This is a genomic window from Halomonas sp. ABH4_019 (assembly GCF_056159885.1).
Genome location: NZ_JBSWWC010000005.1, coordinates 1 through 15,336 on the forward strand (window position 1 = coordinate 1; position 15,336 = coordinate 15,336).

Consider the following 15,336-nt stretch of genomic DNA (forward strand, 5'->3'; position numbering starts at 1 on the left):
GTAGAGGCCGTAGGGGCAGCGCTGGGGCGAGTTCTGGCCCTCGGGCAGCGCGCCCGGCATGGCCTCGGTGGCGACATGGTTCCGGAAGCCCGGCTGATAGTCGAGCGATGTTGTCATTCTGGACGACCTCGTGGGCGAAATGGTTTCAAGTGAAACTATAGCCAGGCTAGACCCTGATGGTTTCATGTGCAACCATTTTCCGGCCCTTCATGACCGGACCCACAGAGCGATGCCCATGAGCCCCGACGATGCCAGCGCGACGCGCTTCGATCTCGACCGCTTCCTGCCCTATCGCCTCAACAGCCTGGCCGATCGCATCAGCCAGGCCCTGGCGCGCCTCTACGAGACGCGCCACGACCTGACCGTGGCCCAGTGGCGGGTGCTGGCCTGGCTGCATCACCGCGAGCAGTTGACCGCCAAGCAGATTCGCGAGGCCACCCGCATGGACAAGGCGCGGGTCTCACGGGCGGTGCAGGCGCTGGAGGAGCGAGGGCTGGTCCGGCGGCGGCCGTCGCCGGAAGACCAGCGTCGCCATGAACTGCGGCTCACCGAGGCGGGACTGGCGCTGCTGGAAGAGCTGATTCCCGAGGCGCGGGACTGGGAGGCGGAACTGGTCGCGCCGCTGTCGGTGGAGGAGTATCGCCAGCTGCTCGAGCTGATGAGCAAGCTGGAGGGGCAGTTGGGGCGGCTGGAAGGGGAGTGAGAAGAGAGGCGTGAGGAGAGGGGCGTGAAGAGAGGGGCCCGGCGGAAGTGCCGGGCCCGGGTCAGGCCAGGGCCTCGTCGTGGGCGGGGATCCGGCCGCCCAGCCGGGCGGTGATCTCCTCGGCGGCGTCGCGGACCTGCTCGCCGAGCTCGGTGAGGCGCTCCTCGGGAATCCGCGCCATGGGGCCGGACACCGAGATGGCGGCCAGCGGAATGCCCTGCTCGTCGTGGATGCAGGCGGCCACGCAGTGCAGGCCGATGGCATGCTCCTCGCGATCGCAGGCGTAGCCCTGGCGACGGATCTCGGCCAGGCTCTCGCGCAGCGCGATGGGATCGTGGATGGTGTTGGTGGTCACTCGCGCCAGGCCGCGCTCGTCGAGCACCCGCTCGAGTTCGTCGTCGGGCAGCCAGGCCATCAGCGCCTTGCCGACGCCGGAGGCATGCAGCGGCGCCCGAGAGCCCAGACGAGTGATCATGCGCATCATCTGTGGCGATTCGCTCTGGGCCAGGAACACCGCGGTGCTGCCGTCGCGCACGCCGAGGTTGGCGGTCTCGCCGGTCTGGGCGGTCAGTCGGCGCAGGAAGGGGCGGCTGGTGGCCACGAAGTCGCGGGCCTCGAGGAAGCTGTTGCCGATGCGGAAGGTCTTGACGTCGATCTTCCACATCCCGAGCTCGTTGTCCTGGGTGACGTAGCCCTGGCTCTGCAGGGCCTGGAGCAGCCGGTGGGTCGTCGAGGGGGCGAGGTCCGCCTGTTCGGCGATCTCCGACAGCGCCAGGCCACCGGGGCTGCCCGCCAGCCGCTCCAGCAGGTTGAGCCCGCGCACCAGAGACTGGCTGTGGCCGCCGCTGGTCTTGCCCGATGCCGGTCGTCCCGCCGTTCTGCGCTTGCCTTCACTCACTGCCTGGTCTCCTGCTGCGGCTGCTCTGGAATGCCCAGCATACCCTCTCGGGCACGGCCTGTCTCGCCTGCGGAAATGGTTTCCATCCTTGGTCGAAGCGCGGCCGGTATCGGGTCGGGGTGCGAGGGGATGGCCGGTAGGCCGGCGTGGGAGGGTCGGGCGTCGGCGTGGCGGTATTCGCGGGGAGAGAAAGGCCAGGGGCCGCCCCGGGCGGGGCGGCCGTGGGAGGGTCAGACGTCGTCGCGGAAGGCGCGATCGCGCTTGGGCAGCACCAGGTTGAGGATGATCGCGCACAGCGCGCCGGGGATCAGGCCGGACTCGATGATCGCCCTGACGTTCTCGGCGAGGCCGGCGTAGAGGCCCTCCTGGGCGGGCAGGCCGATGGCCGCCGACAGCGACACGCCGATGATCACCATGTTGCGCTTGTTGAAGTCGATATGGGAGAGCATCTTGATGCCGGCGCTGGCGATCATGCCGAACATGATCAGCACGGCGCCGCCCAGCACGGCATTGGGGATGCTCGAGATCAGCCCGCCCAGCTTGGGCAGCAGGCCGGCCAGCAGCAGGAAACCGCCGCCGATGGCCACCACGAAGCGGCTGACCACGCCGGTGAGCGCGACCATGCCGACGTTCTGGCTGAAGCTGATCTGCGGGAAGGCGTTGAAGATGGCGGCGAACACGCTGGCCAGGCCGTCGGCCATCACCCCGCCGGAGAGTTCCTTGTGGGTGGGTTCGCGGTCCATGCCGCCGGCGGTGGTGCCGACGATGTCGCCGATCGACTCGGCGCAGGTCACCACGGCCAGCAGCACCACCGGGATGATGGCGGCCAGGTGGAACTCCAGGCCGATGGTCAGCGGCATGGGCAGCGAGACCCAGTCGGCGGAGACGATCTGGCCGAAATCCACCAGGCCGAAGGCCATGGCGGTGAAGTAGCCGACGACCAGCCCGACCAGCGGGGCGGCCTCGGACCAGATGCCGCGGCCGAACTGGTGCAGGCCCAGGGTGACCAGCAGCACCAGGGCGGCCAGCAGGATGTTGTGCAGCGCGCCGAAATCCTCGGCGCCGAAGCCGCCGCCGGCGTAGGCGAAGCCCACCGGCATCAGCAGGGTACCGAGCATGATCACGAAGCTGCCGGTGACCACCGGCGGGAACAGGAAGCGGAACCAGGGCAGGAAGAGCCCCACCAAAGCCATGGCGACGCCGCCGCACAGGGCCGCGCCGAGCGCCGCCGGCAGCCCCATGCCCACGGCGATGGGGATCAGCACCGGCACGAAGCCGAAGCTGGTGCCCATGACGATCGGCAGCCGGGCGCCGATCGGGCCGAGGCCCAGCGACTGCACCAGGGTGGCGATGCCGGCCACGAACATCGCCGCCTGGATCATGAAGGCGGTCTGGTCCTCCGGGAGGTCGGCGGCGCCGGCGATGATGATCGGCACGGTCACGTTGCCGACGAACATCGCCAGCACGTGCTGAAGCCCCAACGGAATCGCCCGCCCCAGGGGCGGCATGGCGTTGACGTCGTGGGTACTGCGCACCTTCGGCGGGTTGGCCCCGGTGGCGGTGTCGGGTGTCGACATGGGTGGTCTCTCCTGTTGTCGTTGTTGGAAACCCGTGTATTGCCCCTCAGACGGCGCTGCGCAGCGCCCGGGCGGCCTGATCATGGCGGGCCAGCAGGGCGTCGAGATCGACGCCGACCGGCCGGCCCTCGGTCACCCGCCACTGCCCGGCGACCATCACCCGGTCGGCCCGGTGGGCGCCACACAGCAGCAGGGCGGCGATGGGGTTCTCCGCGCCGGAAAAGCGCGGCTCGTCGAGGCGGAACAGCGCCAGGTCGGCCTGCTGGCCAGGGGCCAGGCCGCCGATGTCGTCGCGGCCCAGGCAGCCGGCCGAGCCGTGGGTCGCCCAGCGGATGACGTCGTCGTGGGTGATCCGGCTCGGGGCATAGCGCAGCCGCCCCAGCAGCAGCGCCTGGCGCATCTCCTCGGCGAGGTTGGAATGGTCGTTGGAGGCGGAGCCGTCCACCGCCAGGCCCACCGGGCAGCCGGCGGCTTCCAGCTCCAGGGTGCGGCACAGCCCCGAGCCCAGCACCATGTTCGACGATGGGCAGTGGGCGATGCCGGTGCCCGCGGCGCCGAGCCGGGCGACCTCCTCGTCATTGAAGTGGATGCCGTGGGCCAGCCAGGTGCGAGCGGACAGCCAGCCGGTGGCCTCCAGGTAGTCCAGCGGGCGCATGCCGAACAGCCGCTCGCAGTAGGCGGTCTCGTCCTCGGTCTCGGCCAGGTGGGTATGCAGGCGCACGTCCTTGGCCTCGGCCAGCCGCGCGCTGTCCTGCATCAGCTCGCGGCTCACCGAGAACGGCGAGCAGGGCGCCAGGGCGATGGTGGTCATGGCGCCGGCGCCGCGCTGGTGATAGGCATCGATCAGCCGCGCGCTCTCGTCGAGGATGGTGGCCTCGTCCTGCACCACCGACTGCGGCGGCAGGCCGCCGCTATCGCGGCCCACGCTCATCGAGCCGCGGGTCAGGGCGGCGCGCACGCCGAGGCGCTGGGCGGTTTCCACCTGGACATCGATGGCCTGGGCGAGCGCTCCGGAGAACACGTAGTGATGGTCGGCCACGGTGGTGCAGCCGCTCATCAACAGCTCGACCATGGCCAGCTCGCTGGCCACCGCCAGCTGCGACTCGTCGAGGTGGGCCCAGACGTCGTAGAGGGTGGTCAGCCAGGGAAAGAGTTCCTTGTTCAGCGCCGGTGAATAGGCACGCGTCAGGGTCTGGTAGAAGTGGTGATGGGTATTGACCAGGCCCGGCAGCAGCACGTGATCCGAGGCGTCGAAGGTCGCGTCGACCGGGGTGTCGGGCGCGGCGCCCGCCGGCACCGCCTCGACGATGCGCTCGCCGCGCACCACCACGCCACCGGCGGCGCCGGGGTCGCTGCAGGCGCGGGGGTGGCGGATCCACAGGGTCTGTGCGTTCTCGGTCATGATTGTCCTCCCGAAAGGCCGCCGTGGGCGGCATGGTGGACAAAGGGTTACCCAAGTCTGGCCAGGACCGGAGCCTTGGTTCAGGTGCCTTTGTAGTGTTGTGTACGACGCTGTGTCGTGGATGAATCAAGGATTGTGTACAAAGTGCGAGGGTTTTGCGCGACTGTCAAGAGGGGCGTTCCAGGCTCCCGGCGCGAGGCCCGAGCTTCTCATGGCGATGGGGTGGCGAGTAGGGGGCAGGAGCCGCCAGGCGGCGGCCATCGCGGCGCACGGGAGCGCCGCGATGGCGAGCGGAGTGCACGAGGCGCACGGGCGCCGCGGTCAGGACGTGGGGAGTCGCGACGGCTTCGAGCGCCGTGCCACCTGGCGATTCGCCCGCACAGGCCTTATTCGGTGCCTTCCCGGCGTTCGGAGGCGCCCTTCATCGTGCGCGGATCACGGCCGATGGGGTGGGGCTCGCCGCGCTCCCTGGCCAGGGCGATCTGGTGCTGGCGCTCGCGGGCCGCGGCCCGGGTCTTCTCCGGGAGCGAGTCCCAGCAGTGGGGGCAACTGACGCCGGGCTCGTAACGCTCGGAGCGCTGGTCGTCGGCGGAGATCGGCATTCGGCAGGCGTGGCACTGGTCGTACTCGCCCTCGCTGAGGTCGTGGCGTACCGTGACCCGGTTGTCGAAAACGAAGCACTGGCCCCGCCACAACGACTCCTCCTCGGGGACCTGCTCCAGGTAATTGAGCACGCCGCCCTTGAGGTGGTAGACCTCCTCGAAGCCCTCGCCGAGCATGAAGCTCGAGGCCTTCTCGCAGCGGATGCCGCCGGTGCAGAACATCGCCACCTTCTTGTGCCGGGTCGGGTCGTAGTGCCGGCGCACATGGTCGGGAAACTCGCGGAACGACTTGGTCTCGGGATCGATGGCGCCCTCGAAGGAGCCGATGGCCACCTCGTAGTCGTTGCGGGTGTCGATCACCAGTACCTCGGGGTCGGCGATCAGCGTGTTCCAGTCCCGAGGCTCCACGTAGGTGCCGACCCGGTCGTTGGGGTCGATGCCCTCGACGCCCAGGGTGACGATCTCACGCTTCAGCTTGACCTTGGTGCGGTAGAAGGGCGGCGCGTCGCAGTAGGATTCCTTGTGGTCGATATCGGCCAGCCGCGGATCCTCGGCAAGCCAGGCCAGCAGCGCGTCGATACCGGCACGGGGGCCGGCCACGGTGCCGTTGAGGCCCTCGCGGGCGAGCAGCAGGGTGCCCTTGACCTGGTGGTCGAGCATGGTCTGGCGCAGTGGTTCGCGCAGGGCCTCGAAGTCGTCCAGGGTGACGAACTTGTAGAGCGCCGCGACGACGATCGGTGGCGTCGGGGAGGGGGTCATCGATATCTCCTGGTTGTCGTCCTCGCAAAGGACGGACCGGGCGAGAGTCTGGCGCCATCCGTGGGCGGACGGCCACATGAGCGTATATTCTGCACCAGCGCCGGGGATGGCGACATCCCGGATGCCGGTGCACAGGGGCGGTGATCACGACCGGCGCCCCGGTATGAAAGCCGAGGCGCGGTCGGACGGGGCGTCGGGCCTCAGCCCTCGTAGCTGGACTCGGAGTAGAGCACCCGCACCCGCTTGGTGTGGGCGACCCGGCTCAGTGCCTCCAGGGCCTGGGGGCCATAGTCCTTGTCGACGTCGATGACCACGTAGCCGATGCGTTCGTTGGTCTGCAGGTACTGGCCGAGGATGTTGATGTCGTTCTCGGACAGCACCTTGTTGATCTCGGACATCACGCCCGGCACGTTGTCGTGGATATGCAGCAGGCGATGCTTGCCCGGGTGGGCCGGCAGCGCCACCTCGGGGAAGTTGACCGAGGTGATGGTGGTGCCGTTGTCGGAGTAGGTGACCAGCTTCTCGGAGACCTCGATGCCGATGTTCTCCTGGGCCTCGAGGGTGGAGCCGCCGATGTGCGGGGTGAGGATGACGTTGGCCAGGCCGCGCAGCGGGCTGACGAACTCCTCGTTGTTGCCCTTGGGCTCCACCGGGAAGACGTCCACCGCGGCGCCGTTGAGGCGGCCGGCCTCGAGGGCCTCGGCCAGCGCCTCGATGACCACCACGCTGCCGCGGGAGGCGTTGATCAGGATGCTGCCCGGCTTCATCAGCGCGATCTGCTCCTCGCCGATCATCCAGCGAGTGGAGGGCAGGTCCGGCACGTGCAGGCTGACGATGTCGGCGCGGGCCAGCAGCTCCTCGAGGCTGCCCACCTGGCGGGCGTTGCCCATGCCCAGCTTGGTGACCACGTCGTAGTAGATGACGTCGAAGCCGAGCGACTCGGCGAGCACCGAGAGCTGGGCGCCGATGCTGCCGTAGCCGACGATGCCCAGGGTCTTGCCACGGGCCTCGTGGGAGTTCTTGGCCGACTTCAGCCAGCCGCCCTGGTGGGCACGAGTGCTCTTCTCGGGGATGCCGCGCAGCAGCATGATCGATTCGGCCAGCACCAGCTCGGCCACCGAGCGGGTGTTGGAGTAGGGCGCGTTGAACACCGGGATGCCGCGCGCCAGCGCCGCGTCCAGGTCGACCTGGTTGGTGCCGATGCAGAAGCAGCCCACGGCCACCAGCTTCTCGGCGGCGTCGAAGACGCGCTCGTTGAGCTGGGTCCGGGAACGGATGCCGATGAAGTGGACGTCGCGAATCTTCTCGATCAGCGTTTCCTCGTCCATCGAGGTCGGCAGGTGCTCGATGTTGGTGTACCCGGCGTTGAGTAAGTTATCCACCGCGCTCTGGTGGATGCCCTCGAGCAGCAGGATCTTGATCTTGCTCTTGTCCAGGGACGTCTTGGCCATGGTCGAATCAACCCCTTCTTAGGTGTGCGCCGCTTGCGGTTCAGGTGGGGGAGCGATGGAACCCGCCAGGTCGCGGAGGCCTTGGCCGGTGCCGGCTCGAAATGAGGCCCCATATGCTACCACAGCGCTGCCGCGGCGAGATGAAAATGCTGCGCTGCCGACATGAGGCGCCTGCATGATGACGCCGGCGCTGCCGGCCATCCGGGCGGGGCAGACGACCCCCCGGGGGGAGCGTGTATACTGTCGCCCTCATGGTGGGAGCGACCGACGAGGAAAGCCATGGCGGAACAGCATCGCCGCCCCCCCGGGGAAGCGGATACCGGGCCCCGGGACGAGGCCGAGCCGGCGGACTTCGCCGCGACCGTCGAGCGCCTGGAGGCGCTGGTGGAGCGGCTGGAATCCGGCGAATTGACCTTGGAGGGCTCGCTCGAGGCCTTCGAACAGGGCGTGCGCCTGACCCGCGACGCCCAGTGCCGCCTCGACGCGGCCGAACTCAAGGTGCGCACCCTGACCGAAGGCGAAGACGGCGGCATGGACCTGCGGCCCTTCGCTCCGCCCGCGGAGGACGATGGTGAACGCTGACAGCCTGGCGGCGCGACTGGCCGCCGATCGGGCGCGGGCCGATGCCCGCCTGGAGCGGCTCTTCGCCGAGCGCCCGGCGCCGGCGCCGCGCCTCGAGGCGGCGATGCGCCACGGCGTGCTGGTGGGCGGCAAGCGGCTGCGGCCGGTGCTGGTGTATGCCGCCGGCCGCGCCCTGGGCGCCGACGAGGCGGCCCTGGACGCCCCGGCAGCGGCCCTGGAACTGATCCATGCCTACTCGCTGGTCCACGACGACCTGCCGGCCATGGACGACGACGACCTGCGCCGCGGCCAGCCCACGGTGCACCGGGCCTATGACGAGGCCACGGCGATACTGGCCGGCGACGCCCTCCAGGCCCTGGCCTTCGAGGTGCTGGCCGAGACCGCCCATCCGCGGCTGCCGGCGATGATCGCCTCCCTGGCCCGCGCCGCCGGGCGCGACGGCATGGTGGCGGGACAAGCGCTGGACCTGGCCGCGGTGGGCGGCCACCCTGACGTGACGGCGCTGGCCACCATGCATCGCCACAAGACCGGCGCGCTGATCCGCGCCGCGGTGCGCCTCGGCGGGCTGGTCGCGGTGGCCGAGGACGACCCGCGGCTGGCGGCCCTTGAGCGCTATGCCGAGGCCATCGGCCTGGCCTTCCAGGTCCACGACGACGTCCTCGACGTGACCGGCGATACCGCCACCCTGGGCAAGGCCTCGGGAGCCGATGCGGCCCGCGACAAGCCCACCTATCCCAGCCTGCTGGGGCTGGAGGGCGCGCGGGCCCGGGCCGCCGAGCTGGTCGACGAGGGCGTGACGGCGCTGGCGCCGCTGGGCGAGGCCGCCTCGCCCCTGGCCGCACTGGCCCGATACATGATCGAGCGTGACCACTGAGGAGGCCCTGCCGGCTTCCCTGACAGATAGAGCCTTCATGAAGCTGTTCGATGACATTCCGGTCGAGCGTCCGGCGACGCCGCTGCTCGACACCCTGGAGACGCCGGCCGCCCTGCGGGCCATGGACGATGCCCAGCTCGCCCAACTGGCCGACGAGCTGCGCGCCCACCTGCTCTACAGCGTGGGCGTCTCGGGTGGCCATTTCGGTGCCGGCCTCGGCGTCGTGGAACTCACCGTGGCGTTGCACCATGCCCTGGAGACGCCCCACGACCGCCTGGTGTGGGACGTCGGCCACCAGGCCTACCCCCACAAGATCCTCACCGGGCGCCGCGAGGCGATGACCGGCATCCGCCAGTACGGCGGCCTGGCGGCCTTCCCGCGGCGCGCCGAGTCGCAGTACGACACCTTCGGCGTCGGCCACTCCAGCACCTCGATCTCCGCGGCCCTGGGCATGGCGCTGGCCGCCCGCACCCGCGGCGAGCAGCGCCGCGCCTGCGCGGTGATCGGCGACGGCGCGCTGACCGCGGGCATGGCCTTCGAGGCCCTGGCCCACGCCGGCCACGTGGACGCCAACCTGCTGGTGGTGCTCAACGACAACGAGATGTCGATCTCCGAGAACGTCGGCGGCATCGCCAGCTACCTGGCGCGGATCCTGGCCAGCAAGCCCTACACCAGCATGCGCGAGGGCGGCAAGAAGGTGCTCTCGCACCTGCCGGGGGCGCTGGAGCTGGCGCGGCGCACCGAGGAGCACATGAAGGGCATGGTCAGCCCGGCCACGCTGTTCGAGGAGATGGGCTTCAACTACATCGGCCCCATCGACGGCCACGACCTGGCGACCCTGACCCAGACGCTGCGCAACATGCGCGACCTGGAGGGGCCGCAGTTCCTCCACGTGAAGACCCGCAAGGGGCGCGGCTTCCTGCCCGCCGAGGCCGATCCCATCGGCTACCATGCGATCACCAAGCTGGAAAAGAACGAGCCGGAAAAGAACGGCGATACCCCGCCGCCGCTCAAGCCCGCCAACCCGGCTCCCGCCCCGAAGAAACGCAAGTATTGCAACGTCTTCGGCGACTGGCTGTGCGACATGGCGGCGGTGGACGAGCGGTTGATCGGCATCACCCCGGCGATGCGCGAGGGCTCGGACCTGATCCGCTTCTCCCAGGAATATCCCGAGCGCTACTACGACGTGGCGATCGCCGAGCAGCACGCCGTGACCCTGGCCGCCGGCCTGGCCTGCGAGGCCATGAAGCCGGTGGTGGCGATCTACTCCACCTTCCTGCAGCGTGGCTACGACCAGCTGATCCACGACGTGGCGGTGCAGGCGCTGGACGTGACCTTCGCCATCGACCGGGCCGGCCTGGTCGGCGAGGACGGCCCCACCCACCACGGCGCCCTGGACCTCTCCTACCTGCGCTGCGTGCCGGGCATGGTGGTGCTGGCGCCGGCCGACGAGGCCGAGTGCCGGGCCATGCTCAGCGCCGCCTATCATCATCCCGGGCCCGCCGCGGTGCGCTATCCGCGCGGCACCGGGCCGGGCGCCGAGATGCCCGGGCACCTGGAGCCGCTGGTCATCGGCGAGGCGCAGCTGCGCCGCCGGGCCGGCGGCGAGGGCTCGAGGGTCGCCCTGCTGGCCTTCGGCAGCCTCAATGGCCCGGCCGCCGAGGTGGCCGAGCGACTCGACGCCACCCACCTGAACATGCGCTCGGTCAAGCCGCTGGACCGCGAGGCGGTGCTGGCCGCGGCCGCCGACCACGACCTGCTGGTGACCCTGGAGGAGAACGTGGTGGCCGGCGGCGCCGGCAGCGCCGTGGGCGAGCTGCTGGCCGCCGAGGGCCGTGCCGCCGCGTTGCTGCAGCTCGGCCTGCCCGATGTCTTCGTCGAGCACGGCAAGCCGGCGGAGCTGTTGACCGAGTGCGGCCTCGACGCCGAGGGCATCGAGGCCGCCATCCGTCGCCGGCTGGGCGATGACCCCGCCACGCAACAGGGAGAGACGCCATGATGATGGCCGTGTTGATCGGTGCCCTGCTGGGGCTGTGGATCGGTGGCCCCCTGGGGCTGCTGATCGGCGGCGGCCTCGGCTACTGGCTGGTGCGGCGCCTGCGCAAGAGCATGCTGGGCCGGCTGGCCGGGATCCAGGCGCAGTTCCTCGAGTCGACCTTCGCGGTCATGGGCTGCCTGTGCAAGGCCGATGGCCGGGTCTCCGAGGATGAGCTGGAGGCCTCGCGCAAGCTGTGGGACCGGCTGCGCCTCGGCGAGGCCCAGCGCGCCAAGGCGCGGGCCGACTTCACCCGTGGCAAGAGCCCGGACTTCGACCTGGACGCCGAGCTGGTCAAGGTACGTCAGATCGTCGGTGCCCAGCCGGCCCTGCGCCAGGTGTTCCTGCAGGTTCAGCTGGCGGCGATCGCCGCCGATGGCCAGCTGCATCCCGCCGAGCAGGAGATGCTGATGCGGGTCATGCGCGGGCTGGGCTGTTCCGAGGCCGAGATCGCCCAGATCGAGGCGATGCTGCGCGGCGGCCCCGAGGCGGCGGGCACGGAGGGGCCCACCCTGGAGGACGCCTACCAGGTGCTGGGCGTCGAGCCCGAGGCCAGCGACGCCGAGATCAAGAAGGCCTATCGGCGGCTGATGAGCGAGAACCACCCCGACAAGCTCGCCGCCAAGGGCATGCCGGAGAGCATGCGCGAGGTCGCCAAGGAGCGCACCAGCGAGATCGGCAACGCCTACGAGCGCATCCGCAAGGCCCGCGCCGCCGCGGCCTGATGCCGAGTGGTCGCCGAGGCGACTCCCTTACTTTCTGAATTTCCAGAGATTTTCCTTCAGGCGCCGCCACGCGGCGCTTGCGGCATTCCGGCCGCGGCTTGTGGGGATGTGACATCGCCCTTGCCGGAGCGTCCCGGGGCGCCTAGGATGCCCGGCTGCTCTCCGCCGTGGCCGCTTGCGAGGCGCCGGGTAACGGCGATGCGGAGCCCCCGGTGCGCCGGCGGTGACCGACAAGAATTATCTGGAGATTCCCCTGATGTCATTCGGAGCCTTTTCCCTGCTGCCGCCCGTGCTGGCCATCGTGCTGGCGCTGGCGACGCGCAACGTCATTCCGGCGCTGTTCTGCGGCGTCTGGCTGGGCGCCACCATGCTGGCCGGGGGCAACCCCGCGGCCGGCCTCTATGCGAGCTTCGGCGACTTCATCATCCCCAGCGTCGGCGACGAGTGGAGCGTCACGGTGCTGATCTACTGCGGCCTGTTCGGCGTGCTGATCGGCGTGCTGCAGCGCACCGGCGGCGCCCAGGCCATCGCCCGCTCGATCTCCGCCCGGGTGGCCTCCCGGCGCGGCGCCCAGGGCGCGACCCTGGGGCTCGGGGTGCTGATCTTCTTCGAGGACTACTTCAATGCCCTGACCGTGGGCAGCGTGATGCGCCCGATCACCGATCGTATGCGTGTCTCCCGGGAGAAGCTGGCCTACATCGTCGATTCCACCTCGGCGCCGATGTGCCTGCTGGGCCCGGTCTCCACCTGGGTGGTGTTCGTGATGGGCCTGATCGGCACCCAGCTTGCGACCATGGACATCGACGGCTCCGAGTACCTGATCTACCTGTCGTCGATTCCGCTCAACTTCTACGCCTGGCTGGCGCTGGGGCTGATCGTCTTCCTGGTCGTTACCCAGGGGGATTTCGGCCCCATGGCCCGGGCCGAGGCGCGGGCCCGGACCACCGGCGAGGTGATGGCCGAGGGCGCCAACCCGCCCTCCGGCCACGAGGTCGAGGAGATGGCCACGGTGCCGGAGCACCAGGCCCGCAAGCGCAACATGCTGGTGCCGATCGGCGTGCTGGTGGGCATGATCCCGCCGCTGTTCCTGTGGACCGGCAACTTCCCCGAGAACGACCTGGTCACCGCGGTGGGCGAGGCCGACGGCGGCCAGTCGATCCTGATCGCCACCTTCGTGGCGGTGGCCGTGGGGCTCGCCATGGGCATGGCGCAGAAGCTGTTCGACTTCCGCGAGGCCATGGAGATCGTGGTCGACGGCATCAAGAGCATGACCCTGGTCTACATCATCCTCACCCTGGCCTGGTCGATCGGCAGCGTGACCACCGAGCTCGGCACCGCCGACTATCTGGTGACCCTGGCCGAGGCCAGCCTCGCGCCCAGCCTGGTGCCGGTACTGCTGTTCCTGATCGGCGCCCTGGTGGCCTTCACCACCGGCACCTCCTATGGCACCTTCGCCATCCTGATCCCCATCGCCATGCCGGTGGCGGTGGCCATGGACCTGCCGCTGGCGCTGGCCATCGCGGCGGTGCTCAGCGGCGGCATCTTCGGCGACCACTGCTCGCCGATCTCGGACACCACCATCCTGTCCTCGGCGGGCTCGTCCTGCGACCACATCGATCACGTGCGCACCCAGCTGCCCTATGCGGTCACCGCGGGCCTGGCCGGCATCCTGGCGTTCTTCGTCGCCGGCCTGTCCGGCAGCGCCCTGATCGGCGGCGCTTCCGGCGCCGTCGTGCTGGTGGCCACGGCCCTGATACTGCGCCGCTGGTGGGGCGCGCCGGCCGAGCGGTCGGCGCTGCGGCAGTCCTGAGCGCCCCGCCAGAACCAGAGGCGCCCCCGGCCATGCCGGGGGCGCCTTGCGTTGGGGGACGGGCCGTCGGCCTCAGCCGGTGGTGGCCTGGCGGGCCAGCTCGATGGCGTCGTCGCTGGCGGCGATCCGTGTCGCCCGGGAGTGGGCATTCAGGCGCAGCCGCGCCTGGGCCATGGCCTCGCTGCCGCCCCAGTCCGTCCGTGACTCGAGGGAGGCGTTGTCGTCTGCGGTGCCTGCGGGTGCAGAGGCGGAGGACAGCGGCGCCTGGTTGAGCTCGAGGGCGCGCTCCGTGGCCGGGTCGGCCTGGGCGGCCAGGGGCAGGGCGGCGAGCAGCAGGCTGGCGGTGATCAGCTTGAGTTTCATCTGAGGCTCCTTGGTCTGGCGTGTTTGATAGCGCCTATAATAATAGCTAGCTAACAATTAGCCAAGGCGAGCAGTGCTATGGCGCCGATAACGCCTGGCTATGTCCCGGTCGGGCCAGCGTCTCAGCCCGGGTAGGGCAGTACCTCGGTGACCACGGCGGCGTAGTGGCAGGCGCTGCCGCCCATCACGCACAGGTGCCAGGCGGCGTGATTGAAGGGCATGGCGTGGGCGAGGAAGAACACCAGGCCCAGGGAGTAGGTCAGGCCGCCGGCGACCAGCAGGGCGATCCCGTTCAGCGACAGGGCGCCGTCGAGCTCACCGGCGGCGACCAGGATCAGCCAGCCCATCAGCAGGTAGATGGCCATGTGCAGGCCGCCCAGTGTCCAGGGGCGCCACAGCTTGAGGGTGATCCCGCCCACGGCCAGGGCCCAGATCACCGCCAGTAGCGGCTCGCCGAGGGAACCCTGCAGGTTGACCATCAGGAAGGGCGTGTAGGTACCGGCGATCAAGGCGTAGATCGCGCAGTGGTCGAGGAGCCGGAAGGCGCGCTTGAGGCGGGGGTGTCGCGTGCCGTGGTAGAGGGTGGAGGCGGTGTAGAGCAGCACCAGAGTGGCGCCGTAGAGGGAAACGGCGGCGACCTTGTGGGGGCTGACCGACAGGTCGCGGCTGCTGATGGCGATCAGGGCCACCATGCCGGCGACGCTCAACAAGGCTCCCACGCCATGGCTGACGCTGTGCAGCAGCTCCTCGAGGAGCGAGTAGTCCGGGTCGCCACGAGGGGCGGAGGGCCGAGACATGCCGAGTTCCTCCTTTGTCCTTCGACGCCGGCATCGAAGCGGAGGTTCCCGGCCCAGGACCCCGGGAAATTACGGCTTGCGCTCGATATCCACGTCGCCGGCCTGGGTGAAGTCGCCCAGCGCCATCATGTGGCCGAGCTTGCCGGCCTTGGTGGAGAGATAGTGCTCGTTATGGGGGTTCAGCCCGGTTGTCAGGCCCACCCGCTCGCTGATCTCGACGCCGGCCCGGGTCAGCGCATCGACCTTGCGCGGGTTGTTGGTCATCAGTCGGAGCGCGCCGATGCCCAGGTGCTCCAGCATCGGCAGGCAGAGGTCGTAGCGGCGCAGGTCGGCGGCGAAGCCGAGCTGCTCGTTGGCCTCCACGGTGTCGGCGCCCTGGTCCTGCAGGTGGTAGGCGCGGATCTTGTTGAGCAGGCCGATGCCCCGGCCCTCCTGGCGCAGGTAGAGCAGCACCCCGCGGCCCTCCTCGGCGATGCGCTTGAGTGCTTCCTGGAGCTGGTAGCCGCAGTCGCAGCGCATGGAGAACAGGGCGTCGCCGGTCAGGCACTCGGAGTGCACGCGGCCGAGTACCGGCGCGCCGTCGCCGATCTCGCCCAGACTCAGGGCGATGTGGTCCTTGCCGGTGGCCTCGTCCTCGAAGCCGTGCATGGTGAAGGTGGCCCAGGGGGTGGGCAGCCGGGAGGCGGCGATATAGCGGATCGTCACGATGTACCTCGATGCATGACCATGGCGTGGCCGATGGATATGCCCGCATTCTA

Annotated in this window: 15 protein-coding genes; 6 read left to right on the forward strand and 9 right to left on the reverse strand. The window is 69.9% G+C overall.

The genetic code is table 11. From position 1 onward, the window contains the following. On the reverse strand, window positions 1–117 hold a 117-nt coding region (locus tag ACXAFN_RS18065), incomplete at its 3' end, for a homogentisate 1,2-dioxygenase (protein ID WP_474991153.1). A 118-nt stretch (window positions 118–235) separates the two neighbouring features. Here ACXAFN_RS18065 and ACXAFN_RS18070 point away from each other — a divergent pair. After that, window positions 236–703 (forward strand): MarR family winged helix-turn-helix transcriptional regulator, encoded by a 468-nt coding sequence (locus tag ACXAFN_RS18070; RefSeq protein WP_474991069.1) that lies wholly within the window; start codon window positions 236–238, stop codon window positions 701–703. 61 nt (window positions 704–764) lie between these two features. Here ACXAFN_RS18070 and bhcR read toward each other — a convergent pair whose 3' ends face one another. The 5 genes from bhcR to serA form a co-directional block, all read right to left on the reverse strand. Then, the gene (gene bhcR / locus ACXAFN_RS18075) at window positions 765–1,601 is read right to left on the reverse strand and encodes an HTH-type transcriptional regulator BhcR (protein ID WP_474991071.1); all 837 of its coding nucleotides are present in this window, start codon (window positions 1,599–1,601) and stop codon (window positions 765–767) included. 230 nt (window positions 1,602–1,831) lie between these two features. Further along, on the reverse strand, window positions 1,832–3,178 hold the full coding sequence (locus ACXAFN_RS18080) for a uracil-xanthine permease family protein (RefSeq protein WP_474991073.1): 1,347 nt from the start codon (window positions 3,176–3,178) through the stop codon (window positions 1,832–1,834). A 46-nt stretch (window positions 3,179–3,224) separates the two neighbouring features. After that, the gene (locus ACXAFN_RS18085) at window positions 3,225–4,580 is read right to left on the reverse strand and encodes an 8-oxoguanine deaminase (RefSeq protein ID WP_474991075.1); all 1,356 of its coding nucleotides are present in this window, start codon (window positions 4,578–4,580) and stop codon (window positions 3,225–3,227) included. Between the two features lie 386 nt (window positions 4,581–4,966). Beyond that, window positions 4,967–5,941: an oxygen-dependent tRNA uridine(34) hydroxylase TrhO gene (gene trhO, locus ACXAFN_RS18090; protein WP_474991077.1), complete on the reverse strand. Its 975-nt coding sequence runs from the start codon at window positions 5,939–5,941 to the stop codon at window positions 4,967–4,969. A gap of 200 nt (window positions 5,942–6,141) precedes the next feature. After that, complete coding sequence (serA, locus tag ACXAFN_RS18095) at window positions 6,142–7,392, reverse strand: phosphoglycerate dehydrogenase (RefSeq protein ID WP_474991079.1); 1,251 nt, start codon at window positions 7,390–7,392, stop codon at window positions 6,142–6,144. A 279-nt stretch (window positions 7,393–7,671) separates the two neighbouring features. Between serA and xseB the strand changes: the two genes are divergently transcribed. The 5 genes from xseB to ACXAFN_RS18120 all read left to right on the forward strand — a co-directional run bounded on the left by xseB (window position 7,672) and on the right by ACXAFN_RS18120 (window position 13,418). After that, on the forward strand, window positions 7,672–7,974 hold the full coding sequence (gene xseB, locus ACXAFN_RS18100) for an exodeoxyribonuclease VII small subunit (RefSeq protein WP_474991081.1): 303 nt from the start codon (window positions 7,672–7,674) through the stop codon (window positions 7,972–7,974). Beyond that, complete coding sequence (ispA, locus tag ACXAFN_RS18105; protein ID WP_474991083.1) at window positions 7,961–8,848, forward strand: (2E,6E)-farnesyl diphosphate synthase; 888 nt, start codon at window positions 7,961–7,963, stop codon at window positions 8,846–8,848. Before xseB ends, ispA begins: the two co-directional genes overlap by 14 nt. A 37-nt stretch (window positions 8,849–8,885) precedes the next feature. After that, window positions 8,886–10,847: a 1-deoxy-D-xylulose-5-phosphate synthase gene (gene dxs, locus ACXAFN_RS18110; RefSeq protein WP_474991085.1), complete on the forward strand. Its 1,962-nt coding sequence runs from the start codon at window positions 8,886–8,888 to the stop codon at window positions 10,845–10,847. Further along, window positions 10,844–11,608, forward strand: a complete 765-nt coding sequence (gene djlA, locus ACXAFN_RS18115) for a co-chaperone DjlA (protein WP_474991087.1) — start codon at window positions 10,844–10,846, stop codon at window positions 11,606–11,608. The genes dxs and djlA overlap by 4 nt, the downstream gene beginning before the upstream one ends. A gap of 256 nt (window positions 11,609–11,864) precedes the next feature. Then, a complete protein-coding gene (locus tag ACXAFN_RS18120) occupies window positions 11,865–13,418 on the forward strand; it encodes a Na+/H+ antiporter NhaC family protein (protein ID WP_474991089.1) in 1,554 nt (517 codons plus the stop codon). A 72-nt stretch (window positions 13,419–13,490) separates the two neighbouring features. Here ACXAFN_RS18120 and ACXAFN_RS18125 read toward each other — a convergent pair whose 3' ends face one another. From ACXAFN_RS18125 to ribA, 3 genes are all read right to left on the reverse strand, one after another. After that, on the reverse strand, window positions 13,491–13,781 hold the full coding sequence (locus ACXAFN_RS18125; RefSeq protein ID WP_474991091.1) for a hypothetical protein: 291 nt from the start codon (window positions 13,779–13,781) through the stop codon (window positions 13,491–13,493). 122 nt (window positions 13,782–13,903) lie between these two features. Further along, window positions 13,904–14,578 carry a PAQR family membrane homeostasis protein TrhA gene (gene trhA / locus ACXAFN_RS18130; protein ID WP_474991093.1) on the reverse strand — a complete coding sequence of 225 codons (675 nt, stop codon included), beginning with the start codon at window positions 14,576–14,578 and terminating at the stop codon, window positions 13,904–13,906. Window positions 14,579–14,647: 69 nt separating this feature from the next. Then, on the reverse strand, window positions 14,648–15,283 hold the full coding sequence (ribA, locus tag ACXAFN_RS18135) for a GTP cyclohydrolase II (protein WP_474991095.1): 636 nt from the start codon (window positions 15,281–15,283) through the stop codon (window positions 14,648–14,650). Between the last annotated feature and the right edge of the window lie 53 nt (window positions 15,284–15,336).

Coding starts and splice junctions, on each gene's coding strand:
- xseB (WP_474991081.1), top strand. CDS start 7,672: ATGGCGGAACAGCATCGCCGCCCCCCCGGGGAAGCGGATACCGGGCCC.
- ACXAFN_RS18085 (WP_474991075.1), bottom strand. CDS start 4,580: ATGACCGAGAACGCACAGACCCTGTGGATCCGCCACCCCCGCGCCTGC.
- ACXAFN_RS18070 (WP_474991069.1), top strand. CDS start 236: ATGAGCCCCGACGATGCCAGCGCGACGCGCTTCGATCTCGACCGCTTC.
- ACXAFN_RS18120 (WP_474991089.1), top strand. CDS start 11,865: ATGTCATTCGGAGCCTTTTCCCTGCTGCCGCCCGTGCTGGCCATCGTG.
- trhA (WP_474991093.1), bottom strand. CDS start 14,578: ATGTCTCGGCCCTCCGCCCCTCGTGGCGACCCGGACTACTCGCTCCTC.
- dxs (WP_474991085.1), top strand. CDS start 8,886: ATGAAGCTGTTCGATGACATTCCGGTCGAGCGTCCGGCGACGCCGCTG.
- ispA (WP_474991083.1), top strand. CDS start 7,961: ATGGTGAACGCTGACAGCCTGGCGGCGCGACTGGCCGCCGATCGGGCG.
- djlA (WP_474991087.1), top strand. CDS start 10,844: ATGATGATGGCCGTGTTGATCGGTGCCCTGCTGGGGCTGTGGATCGGT.
- trhO (WP_474991077.1), bottom strand. CDS start 5,941: ATGACCCCCTCCCCGACGCCACCGATCGTCGTCGCGGCGCTCTACAAG.
- ACXAFN_RS18125 (WP_474991091.1), bottom strand. CDS start 13,781: ATGAAACTCAAGCTGATCACCGCCAGCCTGCTGCTCGCCGCCCTGCCC.
- ACXAFN_RS18080 (WP_474991073.1), bottom strand. CDS start 3,178: ATGTCGACACCCGACACCGCCACCGGGGCCAACCCGCCGAAGGTGCGC.
- serA (WP_474991079.1), bottom strand. CDS start 7,392: ATGGCCAAGACGTCCCTGGACAAGAGCAAGATCAAGATCCTGCTGCTC.